Annotated in this window: 12 protein-coding genes; 4 read left to right on the forward strand and 8 right to left on the reverse strand. The window is 73.7% G+C overall.

Going from position 1 to position 15,686, the window contains the following annotated elements; all coding sequences use genetic code 11:
• Positions 1–32: 32 nt before the first annotated feature.
• Positions 33–2,000, forward strand: a complete 1,968-nt coding sequence (locus tag ACFYW1_RS22355; RefSeq protein ID WP_388995758.1) for a tachylectin-related carbohydrate-binding protein — start codon at positions 33–35, stop codon at positions 1,998–2,000.
• A 146-nt stretch (positions 2,001–2,146) separates the two neighbouring features.
• Here the strand turns inward: ACFYW1_RS22355 and ACFYW1_RS22360 are convergent, their stop codons facing one another.
• Positions 2,147–2,791, reverse strand: coding sequence for a TetR/AcrR family transcriptional regulator C-terminal domain-containing protein (locus ACFYW1_RS22360; protein WP_388995761.1), 645 nt, complete (start codon positions 2,789–2,791; stop codon positions 2,147–2,149).
• A gap of 38 nt (positions 2,792–2,829) precedes the next feature.
• Between ACFYW1_RS22360 and ACFYW1_RS22365 the strand changes: the two genes are divergently transcribed.
• On the forward strand, positions 2,830–4,302 hold the full coding sequence (locus ACFYW1_RS22365) for an FAD-dependent monooxygenase (RefSeq protein WP_388995764.1): 1,473 nt from the start codon (positions 2,830–2,832) through the stop codon (positions 4,300–4,302).
• A gap of 31 nt (positions 4,303–4,333) precedes the next feature.
• Here the strand turns inward: ACFYW1_RS22365 and leuE are convergent, their stop codons facing one another.
• From leuE to ACFYW1_RS22380, 3 genes are all read right to left on the reverse strand, one after another.
• The gene (gene leuE, locus ACFYW1_RS22370; protein ID WP_388995767.1) at positions 4,334–4,999 is read right to left on the reverse strand and encodes a leucine efflux protein LeuE; all 666 of its coding nucleotides are present in this window, start codon (positions 4,997–4,999) and stop codon (positions 4,334–4,336) included.
• A gap of 82 nt (positions 5,000–5,081) precedes the next feature.
• Complete coding sequence (locus ACFYW1_RS22375; protein ID WP_388995771.1) at positions 5,082–5,693, reverse strand: Uma2 family endonuclease; 612 nt, start codon at positions 5,691–5,693, stop codon at positions 5,082–5,084.
• Positions 5,694–5,758: 65 nt separating this feature from the next.
• A complete protein-coding gene (locus ACFYW1_RS22380) occupies positions 5,759–7,366 on the reverse strand; it encodes a methylmalonyl-CoA mutase (protein WP_388995774.1) in 1,608 nt (535 codons plus the stop codon).
• Between the two features lie 132 nt (positions 7,367–7,498).
• On the opposite strand from ACFYW1_RS22380, the gene ACFYW1_RS22385 reads away from it, so the two are divergent.
• Positions 7,499–8,440 (forward strand): L,D-transpeptidase family protein, encoded by a 942-nt coding sequence (locus ACFYW1_RS22385; RefSeq protein ID WP_388995777.1) that lies wholly within the window; start codon positions 7,499–7,501, stop codon positions 8,438–8,440.
• Positions 8,441–8,905: 465 nt separating this feature from the next.
• On the opposite strand, the gene ACFYW1_RS22390 is transcribed toward ACFYW1_RS22385, so the two are convergent.
• From ACFYW1_RS22390 to ACFYW1_RS22405, 4 genes are all read right to left on the reverse strand, one after another.
• Positions 8,906–10,069, reverse strand: coding sequence for a hypothetical protein (locus ACFYW1_RS22390; RefSeq protein WP_388995780.1), 1,164 nt, complete (start codon positions 10,067–10,069; stop codon positions 8,906–8,908).
• Complete coding sequence (locus tag ACFYW1_RS22395) at positions 10,069–10,848, reverse strand: RNA polymerase sigma factor (protein WP_388995783.1); 780 nt, start codon at positions 10,846–10,848, stop codon at positions 10,069–10,071. The genes ACFYW1_RS22390 and ACFYW1_RS22395 overlap by 1 nt, the downstream gene beginning before the upstream one ends.
• 345 nt (positions 10,849–11,193) lie before the next feature.
• Entirely contained in the window at positions 11,194–11,976 is a 783-nt protein-coding gene (locus tag ACFYW1_RS22400; protein WP_388995786.1) for a hypothetical protein, read from the reverse strand.
• Complete coding sequence (locus ACFYW1_RS22405) at positions 11,973–12,614, reverse strand: RNA polymerase sigma factor (RefSeq protein WP_388996108.1); 642 nt, start codon at positions 12,612–12,614, stop codon at positions 11,973–11,975. Before ACFYW1_RS22405 ends, ACFYW1_RS22400 begins: the two co-directional genes overlap by 4 nt.
• A 308-nt stretch (positions 12,615–12,922) precedes the next feature.
• Here ACFYW1_RS22405 and ACFYW1_RS22410 point away from each other — a divergent pair, with 308 nt between their 5' ends.
• Entirely contained in the window at positions 12,923–15,607 is a 2,685-nt protein-coding gene (locus tag ACFYW1_RS22410; protein ID WP_388995789.1) for an FG-GAP-like repeat-containing protein, read from the forward strand.
• Positions 15,608–15,686 lie beyond the last annotated feature (79 nt).

The raw sequence follows: 15,686 nt of genomic DNA on the forward strand, positions 1-15,686 counted from the left end.
CGTTCACCGCAGCTCGCCTAGCGTCCGACTGCATGACTTCCAACTCGACGCCACGTACCGCGCGTTGGACCGCCGTCCTGACCGCTGCCGCGGCCGCGTTCCCGCTGCTCGTGGCCCTGCCCTCCACCGCGCAGGCGGCGGAGGCCGCCACCTGTGCGGGCACGGGACCGGTGTACGCCGTGGACTCCGCGGGCAAGCTGCTGCGCCACGACATGCCGACGCCCCTCTCCGGGGGCACCCTCGCCTCCCCGGGCACGATCGACACCGGCTGGAGCGGGTACGGCCGGGTGCTGGCGGGTCAGGGCGCGCGCTTCTACGGGATCAAGTCCGACGGCCTCTATCTGAGCCATCGGGTCGGTTCGACCGGCACCTGGGACATCCACCACAAGAAGATCAGCCCGAACTTCGGCTGGCTGACCAGGGCCGAGGACCGCGACCAGGTCACCGTCGACCGGGGCGACCGGATCTGGGTGCTGGACAACGCCGGTGAGCTGCGCACGTACAAGTACGACTCCGCCGGTGACAGCTGGAGCGAGGACAGCGGAAAGGTCATCGACCAGGGCTGGCAGAAGTACGACCTGATCGTGGCCGCCGACTCCGGCGTGATCTACGGCCGTTCCGCCACCGACGGCCATCTCTACCGCTCGCGCTACGACTTCACCAGCCAGCGCTGGATCGAGCGGCACGTGGTGGAGAGCCTGGCCGACTGGGGCCAGTACTCCAAGGGGATCACCTCGATCGGCGGGGACACCCTGATCGGCGTGACGGCGGCCGGCGCCGCCCACTACTACCGGTTCGACGAGAACACCGGTGACTACGCGGTCTACAAGAAGACCGTCGGCGCCTCCGGCTGGGCCGGCTTCACCAACGTCACCGGGGCCCCGGACGCCTGCCGCATCACCGCGAACCACACCCCCGCCTCCCCCTCGGTGCCGCTGGAGAGCTACACCCCGGCCGAGGTGGCCCAGTCCGCCACGGGGTCGCTGGAGTTCGCGTACACCGACAACATCGGGCGGTTGGTGCACGGCCGGATGGCGGACGCCTCGGACTTCAACGGCGTGCAGTGGACCACCCTCTCCGGCAACGAGGCGTTCACCGGCCGCCCCACCCTCTCCGGGCACGCCGACGGCCGCGTCGTCATCACCGCGCAGAACACCTCCGGCAGCGTCTGGCAGCGCAACCAGACCGCCAAGGCGTCCGCGGACTGGGCCGGCTGGATCGACCTGGCCGGCGCCATGGCCCATCACCCGGTCGGCGCGAAGACCCCGGACGGGCTGCTCGTACAGTTCGCCGTCGACGCGAACGGCAAGCCCTGGTACCGCATCCAGCAGCGGGCCAACGTCGGTTTCCTGGGCTGGATGCCGCTCGCCGGCTCCGGTCTCGGGGGCACCCTCCGGGCGGTCACCGTCCGCGACGGCATCCAGCTCTTCGCCACCACCGCCTCCGGCACCCTGACCACCGCCCGGTTCGCCGACGGCGCCCTCTCCGCGTGGTCCGGCCTCGGCGCGCAGAACATCAGCGGCGAGCCGTCGCTCGTCGTCTACCCGGGCTACCGCATCCGGGTGTTCGCCAACGACGGCCAGGGGCACGTCATCACCGCCGCCCAGTCCGCCGAGAACGGCGCGTACGGCGCCTGGGAGACGATCGACGGGCTGACCGCCGACGGCGCGCCGAGCGCCGTGATCTCCCCGCTGACCGGCCTCACCGAGATCACCGCGCGCGGCACCGACGGCGCCGTCCACAACACCGGCGAGACCGCCCAGGGCAGCGGCGCCTGGCGCGCCTGGCAGCGGCCCACGACCGAGGTCGCCGCCACCGTGCCGACCGCCTTCACCTACACCAACAGCAGCGGCCCCACCTGGGCCTACACCTTCCGCACCGCCGACAACCAGACCCGCGTCTACCAGGTCCAGCAGACCTTCGCCCGCGCCGCTGCGGACGGCGAACAGCCCGCACCCCTGTTCCGGGGCACGGCCCTGCCCCGGCCGGCCGACGACTGATTCTCGGGCCCGCGCCGGGGGCGGGCCGTGCCACACCCCGGAGGGCGGGGGCCACGACAGGGGCCCCCGCCCTCCGGCGCGTCGGGGTCAGCGGTGCGTACGGGCGTCAGCGGTGCGAGGCGGGTGCCGACGGCGTGATGCGGGGGTCAGCGCACCCCGTACCGCGCCTCGATGCCCGCGACGATCAGCCGCAGCCCGTCCTCGAAGCGTTCGTCGTAGTGCGCGAAGATCTCGGCACCGGCCGCCGCGGCGAGCGGGTAAGCGGCCATGCGGTCGGCCCGTTCGCCGATGTCGAAGCCGTCCCGCCGTTCGTCCGGCATCGGCAGGACGCCCTGCTCCTCGGTGACGAAGCCCATCGTGTACGAGTAGGCCGTGGTGCTCGCCCGCACCGCCTGCCACAGCTCGAACCCGGCGTCGACCATGGTCCGCAGATGGGTCTCCAGGCCCTCGGCGTGGTCGGTGCCGGTGAACCTGGCGCCGCTGTAGACCTTGGCCCCGTCGCGGTAGCGCAGCAGGGCCGCGCGCAATCCGCTGTTGTACGCGACGAGTTGGTCCTGCCAGCGCTCGGGGGCCGGCCCCGGCAGCCCCTCGTCGAGCATCCGGCGGTACATCACGGTGGCCATCTCGTCGAGCAGCGCCTGTTTGTCCTTGAAGTGCCAGTAGAGGGCGGGCGCCTTGACGTCCAGCTCCCTGGCGATGGCGCGCAGGGTGAGGCCGTCGAGGCCCACCTCGTTCAACAGCCGCAACCCGGTGTCGGCCACCCGGGCCCGGTCGATCTTCGTCGTACCCACCTTGACAATTTAACAGCGTTAAGCCCACACTCCCGACCATGGAACTTAACAGCGTTAAGGAAAGGGGCGGCGCGACGGCGCCCACGGGGACGGCAGCGGCGTCCGGGCCCGAGGTCGTGGTCGTCGGCGCCGGTCCCTGCGGGCTGGCCCTCGCCTGCGACCTGGTCCGACGCGGTGTGCGCGTCCTGGTCGCCGAGCGCGAGCCGGGCCTCTTCCCCGGCTCGCGCGGCAAGGGCATCCAGCCGCGCACCCGGGAGGTCCTGGACGACCTCGGCGTCGGCGACGCGGTCCGCGAGCACGGCGGGCCGGCCCCGGTGGGGATGGTCTGGCAGGACGGGGAGCGGCTGCGGGAGCACGACATGTTCCGCCGCGCGGCGCCGACCGGGACCGAGCCGTACGGGGAGCCGTGGCTGATGCCGCAGTGGCGCACCCAGGAGATCCTGCTGGCCCGGCTGCGCGAACTGGGCGGCGACGTCGCCTTCTCCACCGCGCTGACCGGCCTCGACCAGGACGCGGACGGCGTCACCGCCCACCTGACCACGGGCCCGGTCCGGGCCGCCTTCCTGGTCGCGGCGGACGGCGGGCGCAGTACGGTGCGGCGCGCGCTGGGCATCGCGATGACCGGCGAGGAGGTGGACCCGGCGCCGATGCTGGTCGCCGACGTGCGGCTGGCCGAGGACGCGCTGGACCGGCTCAACTGGCATGTGATGCCCGACGGCCAGGGCTTCCTCACGCTCTGCCCGCTGCCCGGCACGGCGGACTTCCAGCTGGTCGCCCGGTTCGAGGAGGGCGGGCCCGACACGTCGCCGGAGGGGGTGCGCGCCCTGGTCGCCGCCCGTACCCACCTGACGGCGCGGGACGTCACCGAGGTCCGCTGGGCCTCCGACTTCCGGCCGCGCGCCGCGCTGGCCGACCGGTTCCGCGCGGGCCGGGTCCTCCTGGCGGGCGACGCCGCGCACGTGCACTCCCCCGCGGGCGGCCAGGGGCTGAACACCGGCGTGCAGGACGCGTACAACCTCGGCTGGAAGCTCGGCCAGGTCCTGCGGCACGGGGCGCCGGACGCCCTGCTGGACAGTTACGAGCAGGAGCGCCGCCCGGTCGCCGCCGACGTGCTCGGCCTGTCCACCCGCATCCACCGGGGCGAGCAGGAGCGCGGCGCGGCGGTCCAGCAGCTCGGCCTCGGCTACCGCACCGGCCCGCTGTCGGTGGGCCGGGCCGGGGTCCTGCACCCCGGCGACCGCGCCCCGGACGGCCCGACGGACGGGGGGCGACGCCTCTTCGACGTCTTCCGCGGCCCGCACTTCACCCTGCTGGCGGTCGGCACGAGCGCCGAACTCCCCCTGCTGGACGGCGACTTGGTCCACGTACACCGCACGGGCTCCCACGAGGCGTACGGGGAGGGCCTGTTCCTGGTCCGCCCGGACGGCTACCTCGGCTGGGCGGGCGAGGCCCCCTCGGAGCTGGTGCGGTACCTGGCCCGGTTCGGGCTCGCCCCGGTCACGGCCTCCTGAGCGCCTGTCGAGCGGCCGCCGGGCCGGAGCGTCACACGCTGCTGAGCGAGAGCTTCGTGGCGAACCCGAGGAACAGCAGGCCGGCCGCCGACGTGGCTCCCGCCGACAGCCGCTTGCGGCGGCGGAACGAGGCGGCCAGCCGGGTGCCGCCGAAGATCAGCATCGACAGGTAGAGGGCGCTGGCGATCTGCAGCAGGGTGCCCAGCACCAGGAAGGACAGCGCCGGATAGGGGTAGTCGGGGTCGACGAACTGGACGAAGAACGAGACCAGGAACAGGATCGCCTTCGGGTTGAAGAGGCTGACCACCAGCGCCCGCCGGTACGGCCGCTCCATCGTCGCGGACGCCGGGGCCCCGGCGCCCTCGACGGCCGGCCCGGCCGCCTTCCGGTGCCGCTCGCGCCACAGGGCGACCGCGGCCCGCAGCATGCCGACGGCCATCCAGGTCAGATAGCCCGCACCGGCGAACTTGACGACGGTGAACAGCATCGGGTTCGTCCGCAGCAGCGAGGAGACCCCGAGCGCGGACAGCGTCATCAGCACGGTGTCCCCGGTCCACACCCCGGCCGCCGCCACGTACCCGGCCCGCACCCCGCGCCGGGCGGCGACGGACAGCACGTACAGCGAGTTCGGCCCCGGCAACAGGACGATCAGAACCAGGCCGACGAGATAGGTCGGAAGATCGGTGACACCCAGCATGGAGCGGAGTGTCGCACGCCAGTACGGCCCCCTGTCCAGGGGATTCCAGAGTTCGGGAAACCCCGGGCGGATACGGCCCGGGTCAGTCCTCGTCGCCGTCCAGAAGCCGGTCCACGGAGAGCTTCATCTCGACCCCGGCCACTTCCGGCACGGTGAACGAGGTCCCGCGCCCGTGGTGCGTCCTGTTCTTGTACTCGCCGCCCCTCGGGTCGGTGCAGAGCAGCACCCGGTCGTGCTTGCGGTCGGCCACGACGTAGACCGGAACACCGGCCTGGGCATAGTCCTCGACCTTGGGTCCGAGGTCGTCCGCCCAGTTGGTCGAGGTCACCTCCACGACCATGCGGAAGACATGCGCGGCGTAGCAGTTCTTCATGGCGTGATGGTCCCGGAAGTCCGCATCGACGACCGACAGGTCGGGAATCGCGTAGTCCTCGGGGCCCGTGGGCAACCACAGCCCGACCCCCTGGACGAGCCTGAGCCCCACGGTGCGCGCCCGTGCGCCGAACTCCTCGCTGAGCCAGGACAGCGCCAGAGCGTGCGTTCCGTCCGCCGGTGGTGTCACAGTGAGCCTCCCCTGGAGAATCTCCACGCGATGCCCAGGCAGCGAGCGAGCGAGCTGGTCGGCTGCCTCGCCGAGCGTCAGCTCCGGCTGTCCCTGCACGTGCACCTGCTCCTCGTGCTGTATTACGGCCACGGCATCCTCCTTTCGGGGACCACTGTTCACGAGCTTATCCACGGCCGGAGGCATTCGGCGAGGGATCACCCGCGCGGGTACACCCCGCCCGCTCGGAACGCGTCCGACGGCTCGTACCTCCCCCACACCTCGCGCAGGGCGTCGCAGACCTCGCCCACCGTGGCCCGGGCCCTGAGCGCGTCCTTCATCGGGTACAGGACGTTGTCGGTGCCCCGGGCGGCCTCGCGCAACCGGTCCAGGGCGGCCGCCACGGCGTCCCGGTCGCGCCCGGCGCGCAGTCTCGCCAGGCGGGCGGCCTGTTCGGCCTCGACTGCGGGGTCGACGCGCAGGGGTTCGTAGGGTTCCTCCTCGTCGAGGCGGAAGCGGTTGACGCCGACCACGACCCGGCGGCCCTCCTCGGTCTCCAGCGCGACGCGGTAGGCGGAGCGCTCGATCTCGCTCTTCTGGAAGCCCCGCTCGATCGCGCGCACCGCCCCGCCCATCGCCTCGACCCGCCCCATCAGCTCCAGCACGGCCGTCTCGATGTCGTCGGTCATCCGCTCCACGGCGTACGAACCGGCGAACGGGTCGACGGTCGCGGTCACGTCCGTCTCGTGGGCCAGGACCTGCTGGGTGCGCAGGGCCAGGCGGGCGGACCTGTCGGTGGGCAGGGCGATGGCCTCGTCGTAGGAGTTGGTGTGCAGGGACTGGGTGCCGCCCAGGACCGCGGCCAGGGCCTGGACGGTGACCCGGGCCAGGTTGACCTCGGGCTGCTGCGCGGTGAGCTGGACCCCGGCGGTCTGCGTGTGGAAGCGCAGCATCAGCGACCTGGGGTCCTTCGCCCCGAACTCCTCCCGCATCACCCCCGCCCAGATCCGGCGGGCCGCCCGGAACTTCGCGACCTCCTCCAGGAGCGTGGTGCGGGCGACGAAGAAGAACGACAGCCGGGGCGCGAAGGCGTCCACGTCCATGCCCGCCGCCAGGGCCGTGCGCACGTACTCGATGCCGTCGGCCAGGGTGAAGGCGACCTCCTGCACCGGCGTGGCACCGGCCTCGGCCATGTGGTACCCGGAGACCGAGATCGTGTTCCACCGCGGCAGCTCGTCACGGCAGTACTCGAAGACGTCCGCCGTCAGCCGCAGCGACGGCCCCGGCGGGAAGATGTACGTACCGCGCGCGACGTACTCCTTGAGCACGTCGTTCTGCACCGTCCCCGTCAGATCCCGCCCCGCCACCCCCTGCTCCTCGCCCACCAGCTGGTACAGCAGCAACAGCACCGCGGCCGGCGCGTTGATCGTCATCGACGTGGACACCCGGTCCAGCGCGATGGAGTCGAACAGGACCCGCATGTCGTCGATGGAGTCGACCGCCACCCCCACCCTGCCCACCTCCCCCGACGCGACCGGGGCGTCGGAGTCGTACCCCATCTGCGTGGGCAGGTCGAACGCCACCGACAGCCCCGTCGTCCCGTTCGCGATCAGCTGCCGGTAGCGGGCGTTGGACTCCGCCGCCGTCCCGAACCCCGCGTACTGCCGCATCGTCCACGCCCGCCCCGTGTACATCGACCCGTACACCCCGCGCGTGAACGGATAACCCCCCGGCACCCCCAGCCGCTCACCGGCGTCCCACCCCTCCAACGCCTCCGGCCCGTACACCGGCTCGATGGGCAGTCCCGACTCCGACTCTCGCGTCATCCGTTGTGCCTCCCGCCGGGGCCGCTCGCCGGTGACCACGGTTCCGGCACCGTTCCCCCATCATGCGCGGGCTTTGGCAACCGGGCAGAGCGGGAATCCGTCTCATGAGTTACGGACACCCAGGGGGCCGAGATGAGACATCGCACCACCGGAAGCACGGCACGCACGGGGATACCGGACAGGGCACGGCGGTTCGGGCCGCGGGGCCGGGCGGGGGCGACCGCGGCACTCGCCGTGCTCGCCGTGACCACGGCGGCGGGTTGCAGGGCGGAGGCCACCGGCAGCGTGCCGGCGGACCGGCCGTCGTCGCCCCGGGCCACCGCGAGCGACGACGGCAGGTCCGCCCCGCCGCCCTCGCCCACCACCCCGGCCCCGCCCTCCCCGTCGTCCTCGCCCCCGTCACCGACGGCCACGGCGTCGCCCACGCCGAAGCCGGACCCGCAGGGCAGGACGCTGATGTCGAGCGGCTCCCAGGGCGGCCAGGTGCGGGAACTCCAGGCGCGGCTGCGGCAGATCGGCCACTTCGACCGCAGCCCGACCGGCTACTACGGCACCGTCACGGTCGCCGCCGTCCAGTCGTTCCAGGGCAAGCGCGGCCTCTCCCGCACCGGCAGGACGGACACCCTCACCTGGCAGAAGCTGCTCGCCATGACGCGCCGGCCGACGGCCACCGAGCTGAACCCGCCGACCACCCGGCCGGTCGCGAAGCCGGACAAGCGCTGCCTGACCGGCCGGGTCCTGTGCATCAGCAAGAACAGCCGGACGCTGTCGTGGATGATCGACGGCCGGGTGCGCTCGTCAATGGACGTCCGCTTCGGTTCCCAGTACACGCCCACCCGCGAGGGCACCTTCTCGGTCTACTGGAAATCGCGCCACCACGTGTCGACGATCTACGACACTCCCATGCCGTACGCGATGTTCTTCAGCGGCGGCCAGGCGGTGCACTACTCGGCGGACTTCGCGGCCCGCGGCTACAACGGCGCCTCGCACGGCTGCGTCAACGTCCGGGACGAGGGGAAGATCGCCTCGCTCTTCGACCAGGTGAAGACGGGCGACAAGGTCGTCGTCTACTGACGGGCCGCGGGCGGGCCGAACGGGCCCGGTCGGACCGGGCGGGAAGCGGGGCCTTCGGGCCGGAGGAGAAGGGGCGCGGACGGGACCGGGGGAACGTGTCCCGCCCGCGCCATGTGCGCTGAGCCGCAGGTACGGGGGGAACCCCGGCTCTGTGCGCTGCCGATGACCAGTCGGCTCAATCTGTACTGCGTCACAGCCTCGAAAAGTGTCACACCCGATGTTCCGGGGCCGGAGAGACCTGGTCGCGCGCGGGGCGGCCGACCGGTCCGGCCTGCGGTTCGACCGGCTTGTGGCACGGCCGGCACGGGGCGCCCCGGGACGGTACGACGCGGCCGGGGCAGTGGTCCGCCCGATTCGGTCGACCTGATTCGGCCAGTCGGATTCAGCCGCCCGCGCGCGGTTCGATCGGCGGGCCGGCCGGAGGCCCGGTCCGTGGGCCGATCAGTGGTTCGGTCAGTGGTTCGGTCAGCGCGAGGAGGCCGGAGCGCCGGTGGTGAACAGGGCCACGGAGGGCGAGGGGGTGGGGGTGGGCGTGGGGGACTCGCCGGAACCGCCGCCGGAACCGCCGTCGGCCGGGGTGCCGCCACCGGTCGAACCGTCCTCGCCGTTCGACCCGTCGCCGTCGCTGTCGCTGTCGCCGTCCCCCCGTCCGTCGTCCTGGTCCCCGTCGCCGTCACCGCTGCCGCCGCCGTCGCTGCCCGGGGTGCCGTTCCCGCCCTTGTCCGCCCCCTCCAGCACGCGGTCGCAGAACCGTTCCAGGTTGCGGGCCCCCTTGGCCAGGGTTTCGAGCTTGCGCCTGCGGTCGTCGTCCAGGTTGCCGTTGCGGTAGTCGCGACAGGCCTTGAGCGCCTTGGCGTACCACTCGCCGGACGAGCCCCCGCCGGAGTAATCGGGCAGCCCGCCCTTGCCGGGGTTCTTCGTCGAACCGTTCGCGGAGCCGTCGGGCTCGCGCGTACCGCGTTCTTCGGCGCTGTTCGATCCGGTGCCGTCCGGCCGGCCGGACGGCGGGACGGAACGGTGCGGCGCCGGCTCGGACGCGTCCCGTTCCGGGGCGGGCGGCGGGGTCCGCGGGGCCTCGCCCTCGGGGGGCCGGGAGCCGAGCTCCTCGGGGGTCGCCGCGGCCGAGACCGAGGTCGCGGGCACGGGGGCGCGGCCGCCGAACGGCCCGGGAAGCATTCCCGTACCCGCCGCCACGGCCACCCCGCCGAGCGCGCAGCCCGCGAAGGAGGCGACCAGGCCGAAGCGGACGGGACGGCTCCAACGCGAGATGCGGTTCCGGCCCGAGCCTCCCGACGCGGCGGACGCGGCCCTGATGCGCACCGTGGGCAGGGTGTCGGTCCCGGTCTGCCGGACGGCGCTCTCGACGCCGCCCGCCTGCGCGCCCGCCCGCTTCCGGGCGCGCGCGGAATCGCGTGCGGAGCGCCTGGCGGTGCGGAAGGCGGCCAGCGCCGCGGCCTCGCCGGGCAGTTCACCGGTGGCCGGGCGGGCGGCCCGGGCGGCGGCGTCCAGCGCGGCCACCAGGCTCTCCGCCTCCGTACACGCGTGACCACCGACGGGATCGACCGGTTCGCCACGGAGCAATCTCTCCGCGGCTTCCTTGTCAAGCCATTCGTACTGCTCGTCGGCCATCACATGTCCTTCTGCGTCCAGGGACGCGAATGCGTCACACCCGCCGGCGCCGCCAGACCATTGCGGACGGGGCGTTGGGTGGGTACGGCATCGAGTTCCGCCGTATGGCCCGCCGCACCCAGGCGGGTGGCGGCCGGGTCGGCCGGGTCCTCCCCGGCGGCGCGGTCCGCGGGGGCGCCGTCACCCTCGCCGTCCGCCGCGCGGGAGCCGGTGCCGAAGCCGCCCGCCCCGTCCGTGCGCAGCAGTTCGGCCAGCCGTTTCAGCCCCCGGTGCGCCGCCGTGCGCACCGCTCCCGGGCGCTTGCCCAAGGTCTGCGCGGCGCTCTTCGCGTCCAGACCCACGACCACCCGCAGCACCACCGCCTCGGCCTGGTCCTGCGGCAGCTGGGCGATGAGCGACATCGTACGGCCGGTGGCCAGTGCCTCGATCGCCTCGTCGGCGGTGTCGGACTCGGCGGGCCGCTCGGACAGTTCCGACTCGTCGCCGCCGACGGCCGGGCGCCTGCCGCGCATCCGCAGATGGTCCAGCGCCCGGTTGCGGGCTATGCGTGCCGCCCATCCCCGGAAGCGGTCGGCGTCACCGCTGAACCGGTCGAGGTCGCGCGCTATCTGCAGCCAGGACTCGGAGGCCACGTCCTCGGCATCCGGCTCTCCCACCAGTGTCCGTATGTAGCCCAGCAGCCGCGGCTGCACGGCGCGGTACACAGTACGGAAGGCGTCCTCGTCCCCGTCCTGCGCCGCGACCACCGCGGCAGTCAACTCCGCGTCGTCCCCCAGCACTCCCTCAACCTGCCCTGCCGTCGCGAATCGCAGCTGGTCATCACTGCTCGCGCCACCCTGCGCGACACAGCACGCTACGTCCTTCGCGGGGCCCGCGTCCATGACTTGTACAACCCGCAACATCGCCCGGCCACGATGTGGTGTGACAGAAAACGCGACGACGGCGCTGAGAGGAGTACGGGGTCGTCCTACGGCCCTGTCGGAAGACGACCGGGGCCTCTCCTGTGGGGGGTGGCGGCCCCGGTCGTCCTCATTCCTCTCTCCCCTCGCTGTCGCGGTGCCGGTCCGGCAACTCCCGCGCCCGCCGCACCCCTCTCGACGCGCCCCGTCCCGGTGACCCGCGGTTCAGCCGGCACCGGCACCGGTGGCGCCGGTCGTGCCGGGAACGCCGGGGGTGCCGCCGTTGCTCCCCGGGCCGTTCGTTCCCGGCGGCTCCGGTGCGCCCCGGTTCTCCTCGGGGGTGGTCGGCCGTTCCTCCGCGTCCCGCCGGCCCCGGCCGTCCCGGCCCCTGTTCGTCTCCCCCGGTGACGGGGGTTCGGGGAGCGCTTCGCAGTAGGCCCTCACCGCCTCCTCCGACTCGCCGCCCGCGGCTGCCTCCAGTCGTTCGAAGGCGGTGGCGTCCATGGCCCTGCCGTTGCCCCGGCCGTCGAGGTACGCCCGGCACAGGGCGGCGACGTTCCGGGCCCGGTCGGAGGACCGGGGGCCGTCGGGGGTTTTCGTGGGGCCCGCGCCCGGTCCGGTGCTCCGCCCCGTGCCGTCGTCGTCCACCGGCGACGGGGCCCCGCCGGTGCGGTGGCCGCCGGGGGTGGCGGGGGCGGTGGGCGCCGGGCGTACGGGCCCCGGGCCGTCGGGGCCGTCGCCGCCGAACGGGTTCGGCAGCGTCCCCGAACCGGCCGCCACCGCGACCCCGCCGAGCAGCGCCGCGGCCAGGATCCCGCCGAGCACTCCCCGGACCGGGCGCGTGCCGCGGCGCCGCTGCGCCGGGCGCCAGTCGTCGCGCCGGCGCCGCCGCCACCAGGGCACCGGTGCGTGCGCGCCCCCGTCCCGGGCGGCCCGGAACGCGGCCACGGCACGCCGCTCGCCGTCCGTGTCCGGCCCGTCCGGCCGCCGCTGCGATTCGTCCCTCATGCTCCGTCACCCCGCACGCGGCGCGCCTTCTTCGTCCTGTCGGCCGCCCTGTCACCCGTCCTGCCACCCGGGGACAGCTGCTCGGCCAGCCGTCTGAGCCCCCGGTACGCGGAGGTGCGGACGGCCCCCGGGCGCTTGCCGAGCACGCGCGCCGTCGCGGCACCGTCCAGGCCGACGACCACCCGGAGCAGCACGGCCTCGGCCTGCTCCTGCGGCAGCGCGCCGATGGTCTCCAGCGCCTCCCGGGTGGAGAGCGTCTCCAGCGCCGCGTCGGCCGTGTCGTGGCCGCCGGGCAGGTGGAGCACGTCCTGTTCGAGCAGGGTGACGCGGGGCCGCCGCTTCACCTTCCTCAGGTGGTCGAGCGCGCGGTGCCGGGCGATCACCGCCGTCCAGCCCCGGAACCCGGCCCCGTCGCCGCGGAAGCGCCCCAGGTCACGGGCTATCTCCAGCCAGGCTTCGGAGGCCACGTCCTCGGCGTCGTCGCCGACCAGCCCGCGCACGTAGCCGAGGAGGCCCGGCTGCACCATCCGGTACACGACGGCGAAGGCGTCCTCGTCCCCCTGCCGGGCACGTTCGACGGCATCGCCGAGCTCGACGTCGTCCACCTGCCTGCGTCGCTGTTCCTCGCCCGTTCCCACCACATCCCCAGCCGACGGCCCGGTCCGGCACCGGCTGTCGTGCCCGTGCCCCGCCGGGGCGGTGGTACCGATCTTCCCCTGCACCCTTCTGCGCCCGATCTCACAGAAATGTCACAGATCCCCCCGGACCCCCCTGCGGGAGTGAGGTATGTCACTCCCGCGCGGTTCGGTGTGACGTTTGGGTCCCTTGCTGCGCTGGGTACCCCGGGTCGTCTGCGCGACAGCTGCGGCCCGTGAACTTCTGGGTACGTGAACTCTCTTGAGAGGTGGGGCATTTGAGCTCGCGCAGTTCGCATGCGTACAGACCGATGAGCCTGAAGCGCCGCGCCTGGCTGACCGTCGGTGCCGTGGTGCTCGGCGGGGCGGGAGTGGTGACGGTCGCCATCGCCAACCCGTCCGACGGGCCGGCCGGTCCGTCGGGGCCGAAGCAGCGCCCGGCGAAGCTGCGGTCGCTCGCGCTGGACGGGGGCACCGCCACCGAGCGGAAGCTGCCGACGACGAAGACCGAACCGTTCTCGCTGGTCGGCATCGGCTGGGACGGGGCGGCGGACGTGAACGGCGCCGCCCGGGTGCGCACCCGGGCCGCCGGAACCGGGAAGTGGTCGCCCTGGCGGGAGCTGGAGATGTCCGCCGACGGGCCGGACGGGGCCGAGCGGGCCGGGGCCCGCCGGGCGACCGAACCGCTGTGGGTCGGCACCTCGGACGCCGTGCAGGTGAAGGTGGGCTCGGGCCGGGCACTGCCCAAGGGCCTCCGGCTCCACATGGTGGACCCGGGCGTCAGCCGTACCGAGTCCCGCAACCCCGCCGGCAGCGCCCCCGGCTCCCTGGACACCGCCGCGTACGTCACGGAGGAGACCACGAGCCCGTCGGCGCCCGCCACGACCGACGCACCGACCGAGCCGCCCACGCAGTCCGCCTCCCCGGCCGACACCGCGACGGCCACGGACGTCGCGACCCCGACGGATCCCGCCACCGCCACGGCCTCCGCGTCGGAGAGCGCCACCGCCGCGCCCTCGCCCGAGCCGTCGACGACCGTGCCCACCGCGCCGCCGTCGACCGTCAACCGGCCGCCGATCATCGGCCGCGCCCAGTGGGGTGCCGACGAGTCGCTGGTCGAGGATCCGCCGGAGTACATCGACAAGGTGCAGGCGGTCTACATCCACCACACGGCCGACGCGAACAGCTACAGCTGCGCGGACTCCGCCGCCATGGTCCGGGCGATCCTGACCTACCACGTGAAGACCGAGGGCTGGAACGACCTCGGCTACAACTTCCTGGTCGACAAGTGCGGCCAGATCTTCGAGGGCCGGGGCGGCGGCGCCGACCTTCCGGTCAAGGGCGCCCACACCTACGGCTTCAACTCGTACTCGACCGGCATCTCGCTGCTCGGCGACTTCGAGACCGGCAGGCCGACCCCGGCCGCCCTGCAGTCCGCCGCCCGGATCGCCGCCTGGAAGCTCGGGCAGTACGGGGTGAGCCCCACCGCCAAGGTGACGCTGACCCGGCTCGTCACCGACGCCGACGGCAACACCCGGCCCGCCGGTGACGTCACGTTCAACACCGTCGCCGGGCACCGCGACGGGTTCGCCACGAAGTGCCCCGGCGCGAACCTGTACAGCAGGCTCGGCTCGATCCGCACGTACGCGACCAACGCCACCCGCAACGCCGCGATCCCGACCTCCGACTTCAACCGCGACGGCGTCACCGACCTGGTCGTCGGCCTCCCGAAGGCGGGCGGCGACGGCCGCGTCACCGTGCTGCCCGGGACCAGGAGCGGTCCGGGCACGACGGCGAAGCGGACGCTGAACCAGAACAGCCCGGGGGTGCCCGGCGGTTCCGAGGCGGGCGACCTGTTCGGCTCGTCCAACGCCTGGGGCGACGTGAACGGCGACGGGTACGCCGACCTGGTCGTCGGCGGCCCCGGCGAGGACCTCACCCAGGCCGACAACGGCACGGTCGTCCTGATGTACGGCCCCGGCCTCACCACCGGCCGCAGCTACTCGGTCACCTCCTCGGCGCGGACCGGCGGCGAGAAGCTCGGCACGACCGTCGCCTCCGGCGACTTCAACGCCGACGGCAAGGCGGACGTCCTCTCCGTCGCGCCCGGCAAGCCCGGCCGCTGGTGGGCCTGGGACGGCAAATCCGGTGCGGCCAAGTCCGGTTACCTGAACACCTCCGCGTACACCGCCGCCGTGAGTTACGCGGCCGCGGTCACCGGCGACTTCAACAAGGACGGGTACGCGGACGCGGCCATCAACTACCGGGACCCGGGCGGCGTCGGACGCCTGCTGTGGCTGAAGGGGTCCGCAACCGGGCTCCAGCGGGTCGGCATCCTCGACGCCCGCGGCGGACGCTCACTGGCCGCCGGTGACATCAACGGGGACGGCGCCACCGACCTGGCGGTCGGCCAGCCGTCCGCCACCGAGTCCGGGCACACCGCCAAGGGCGGCGCGGTCACGGCCGTGTTCGGTTCGGCCACCGGCCTGACCTCCACCGGCCGCAGAACGATCCACCAGGACACCACAGGCGTACCGGGCGGCGGCGAGACCGGCGACGACATGGGGGCGTCCGTCTCCATCGGCGACGTCAACCTCGACGGCTACGGCGACATCCTCACCGGCGCACCGGGCGAGGACCTCACCCGCGACGGCGTGAACCGGGGCAACGCCGGCCAGGTCCTCCTGATCCGCGGCTCCGCCACCGGGCCCACCGGCACCGGGGCCGTCGGATACAGCCAGGACACCGCGGGCGTCCCGGGCTCCACCGAGGCGGGCGACCGGCTCGGCTCGTCCGTCTCCCTGACCGACCTCTCCGGCTACGGCCGGGCGGACATCGCGACCGGCGCGGACGGCGAGGACGCGGGCAACGGCACGGTCCTGCAGATCGACAACACCAGCACCTCGGGCATCAAGGCGGACACCGCCCTCTACTACGGCGTGACGGCGCTCGGTTCACCGACCGGCATCCGGATCGGGCTCACCCTGGCCCCTTAGCAGGACGCGCCCGGAAGAACCGCCCCGGAAGCGGGGCGCACGGACCGGAGCCCCTCGGACCTGACCCGAGGGGCTCCTC

The sequence above is a fragment of the Streptomyces sp. NPDC002669 genome, from assembly GCF_042889165.1.
In the GTDB taxonomy this organism is placed as follows: domain Bacteria; phylum Actinomycetota; class Actinomycetes; order Streptomycetales; family Streptomycetaceae; genus Streptomyces.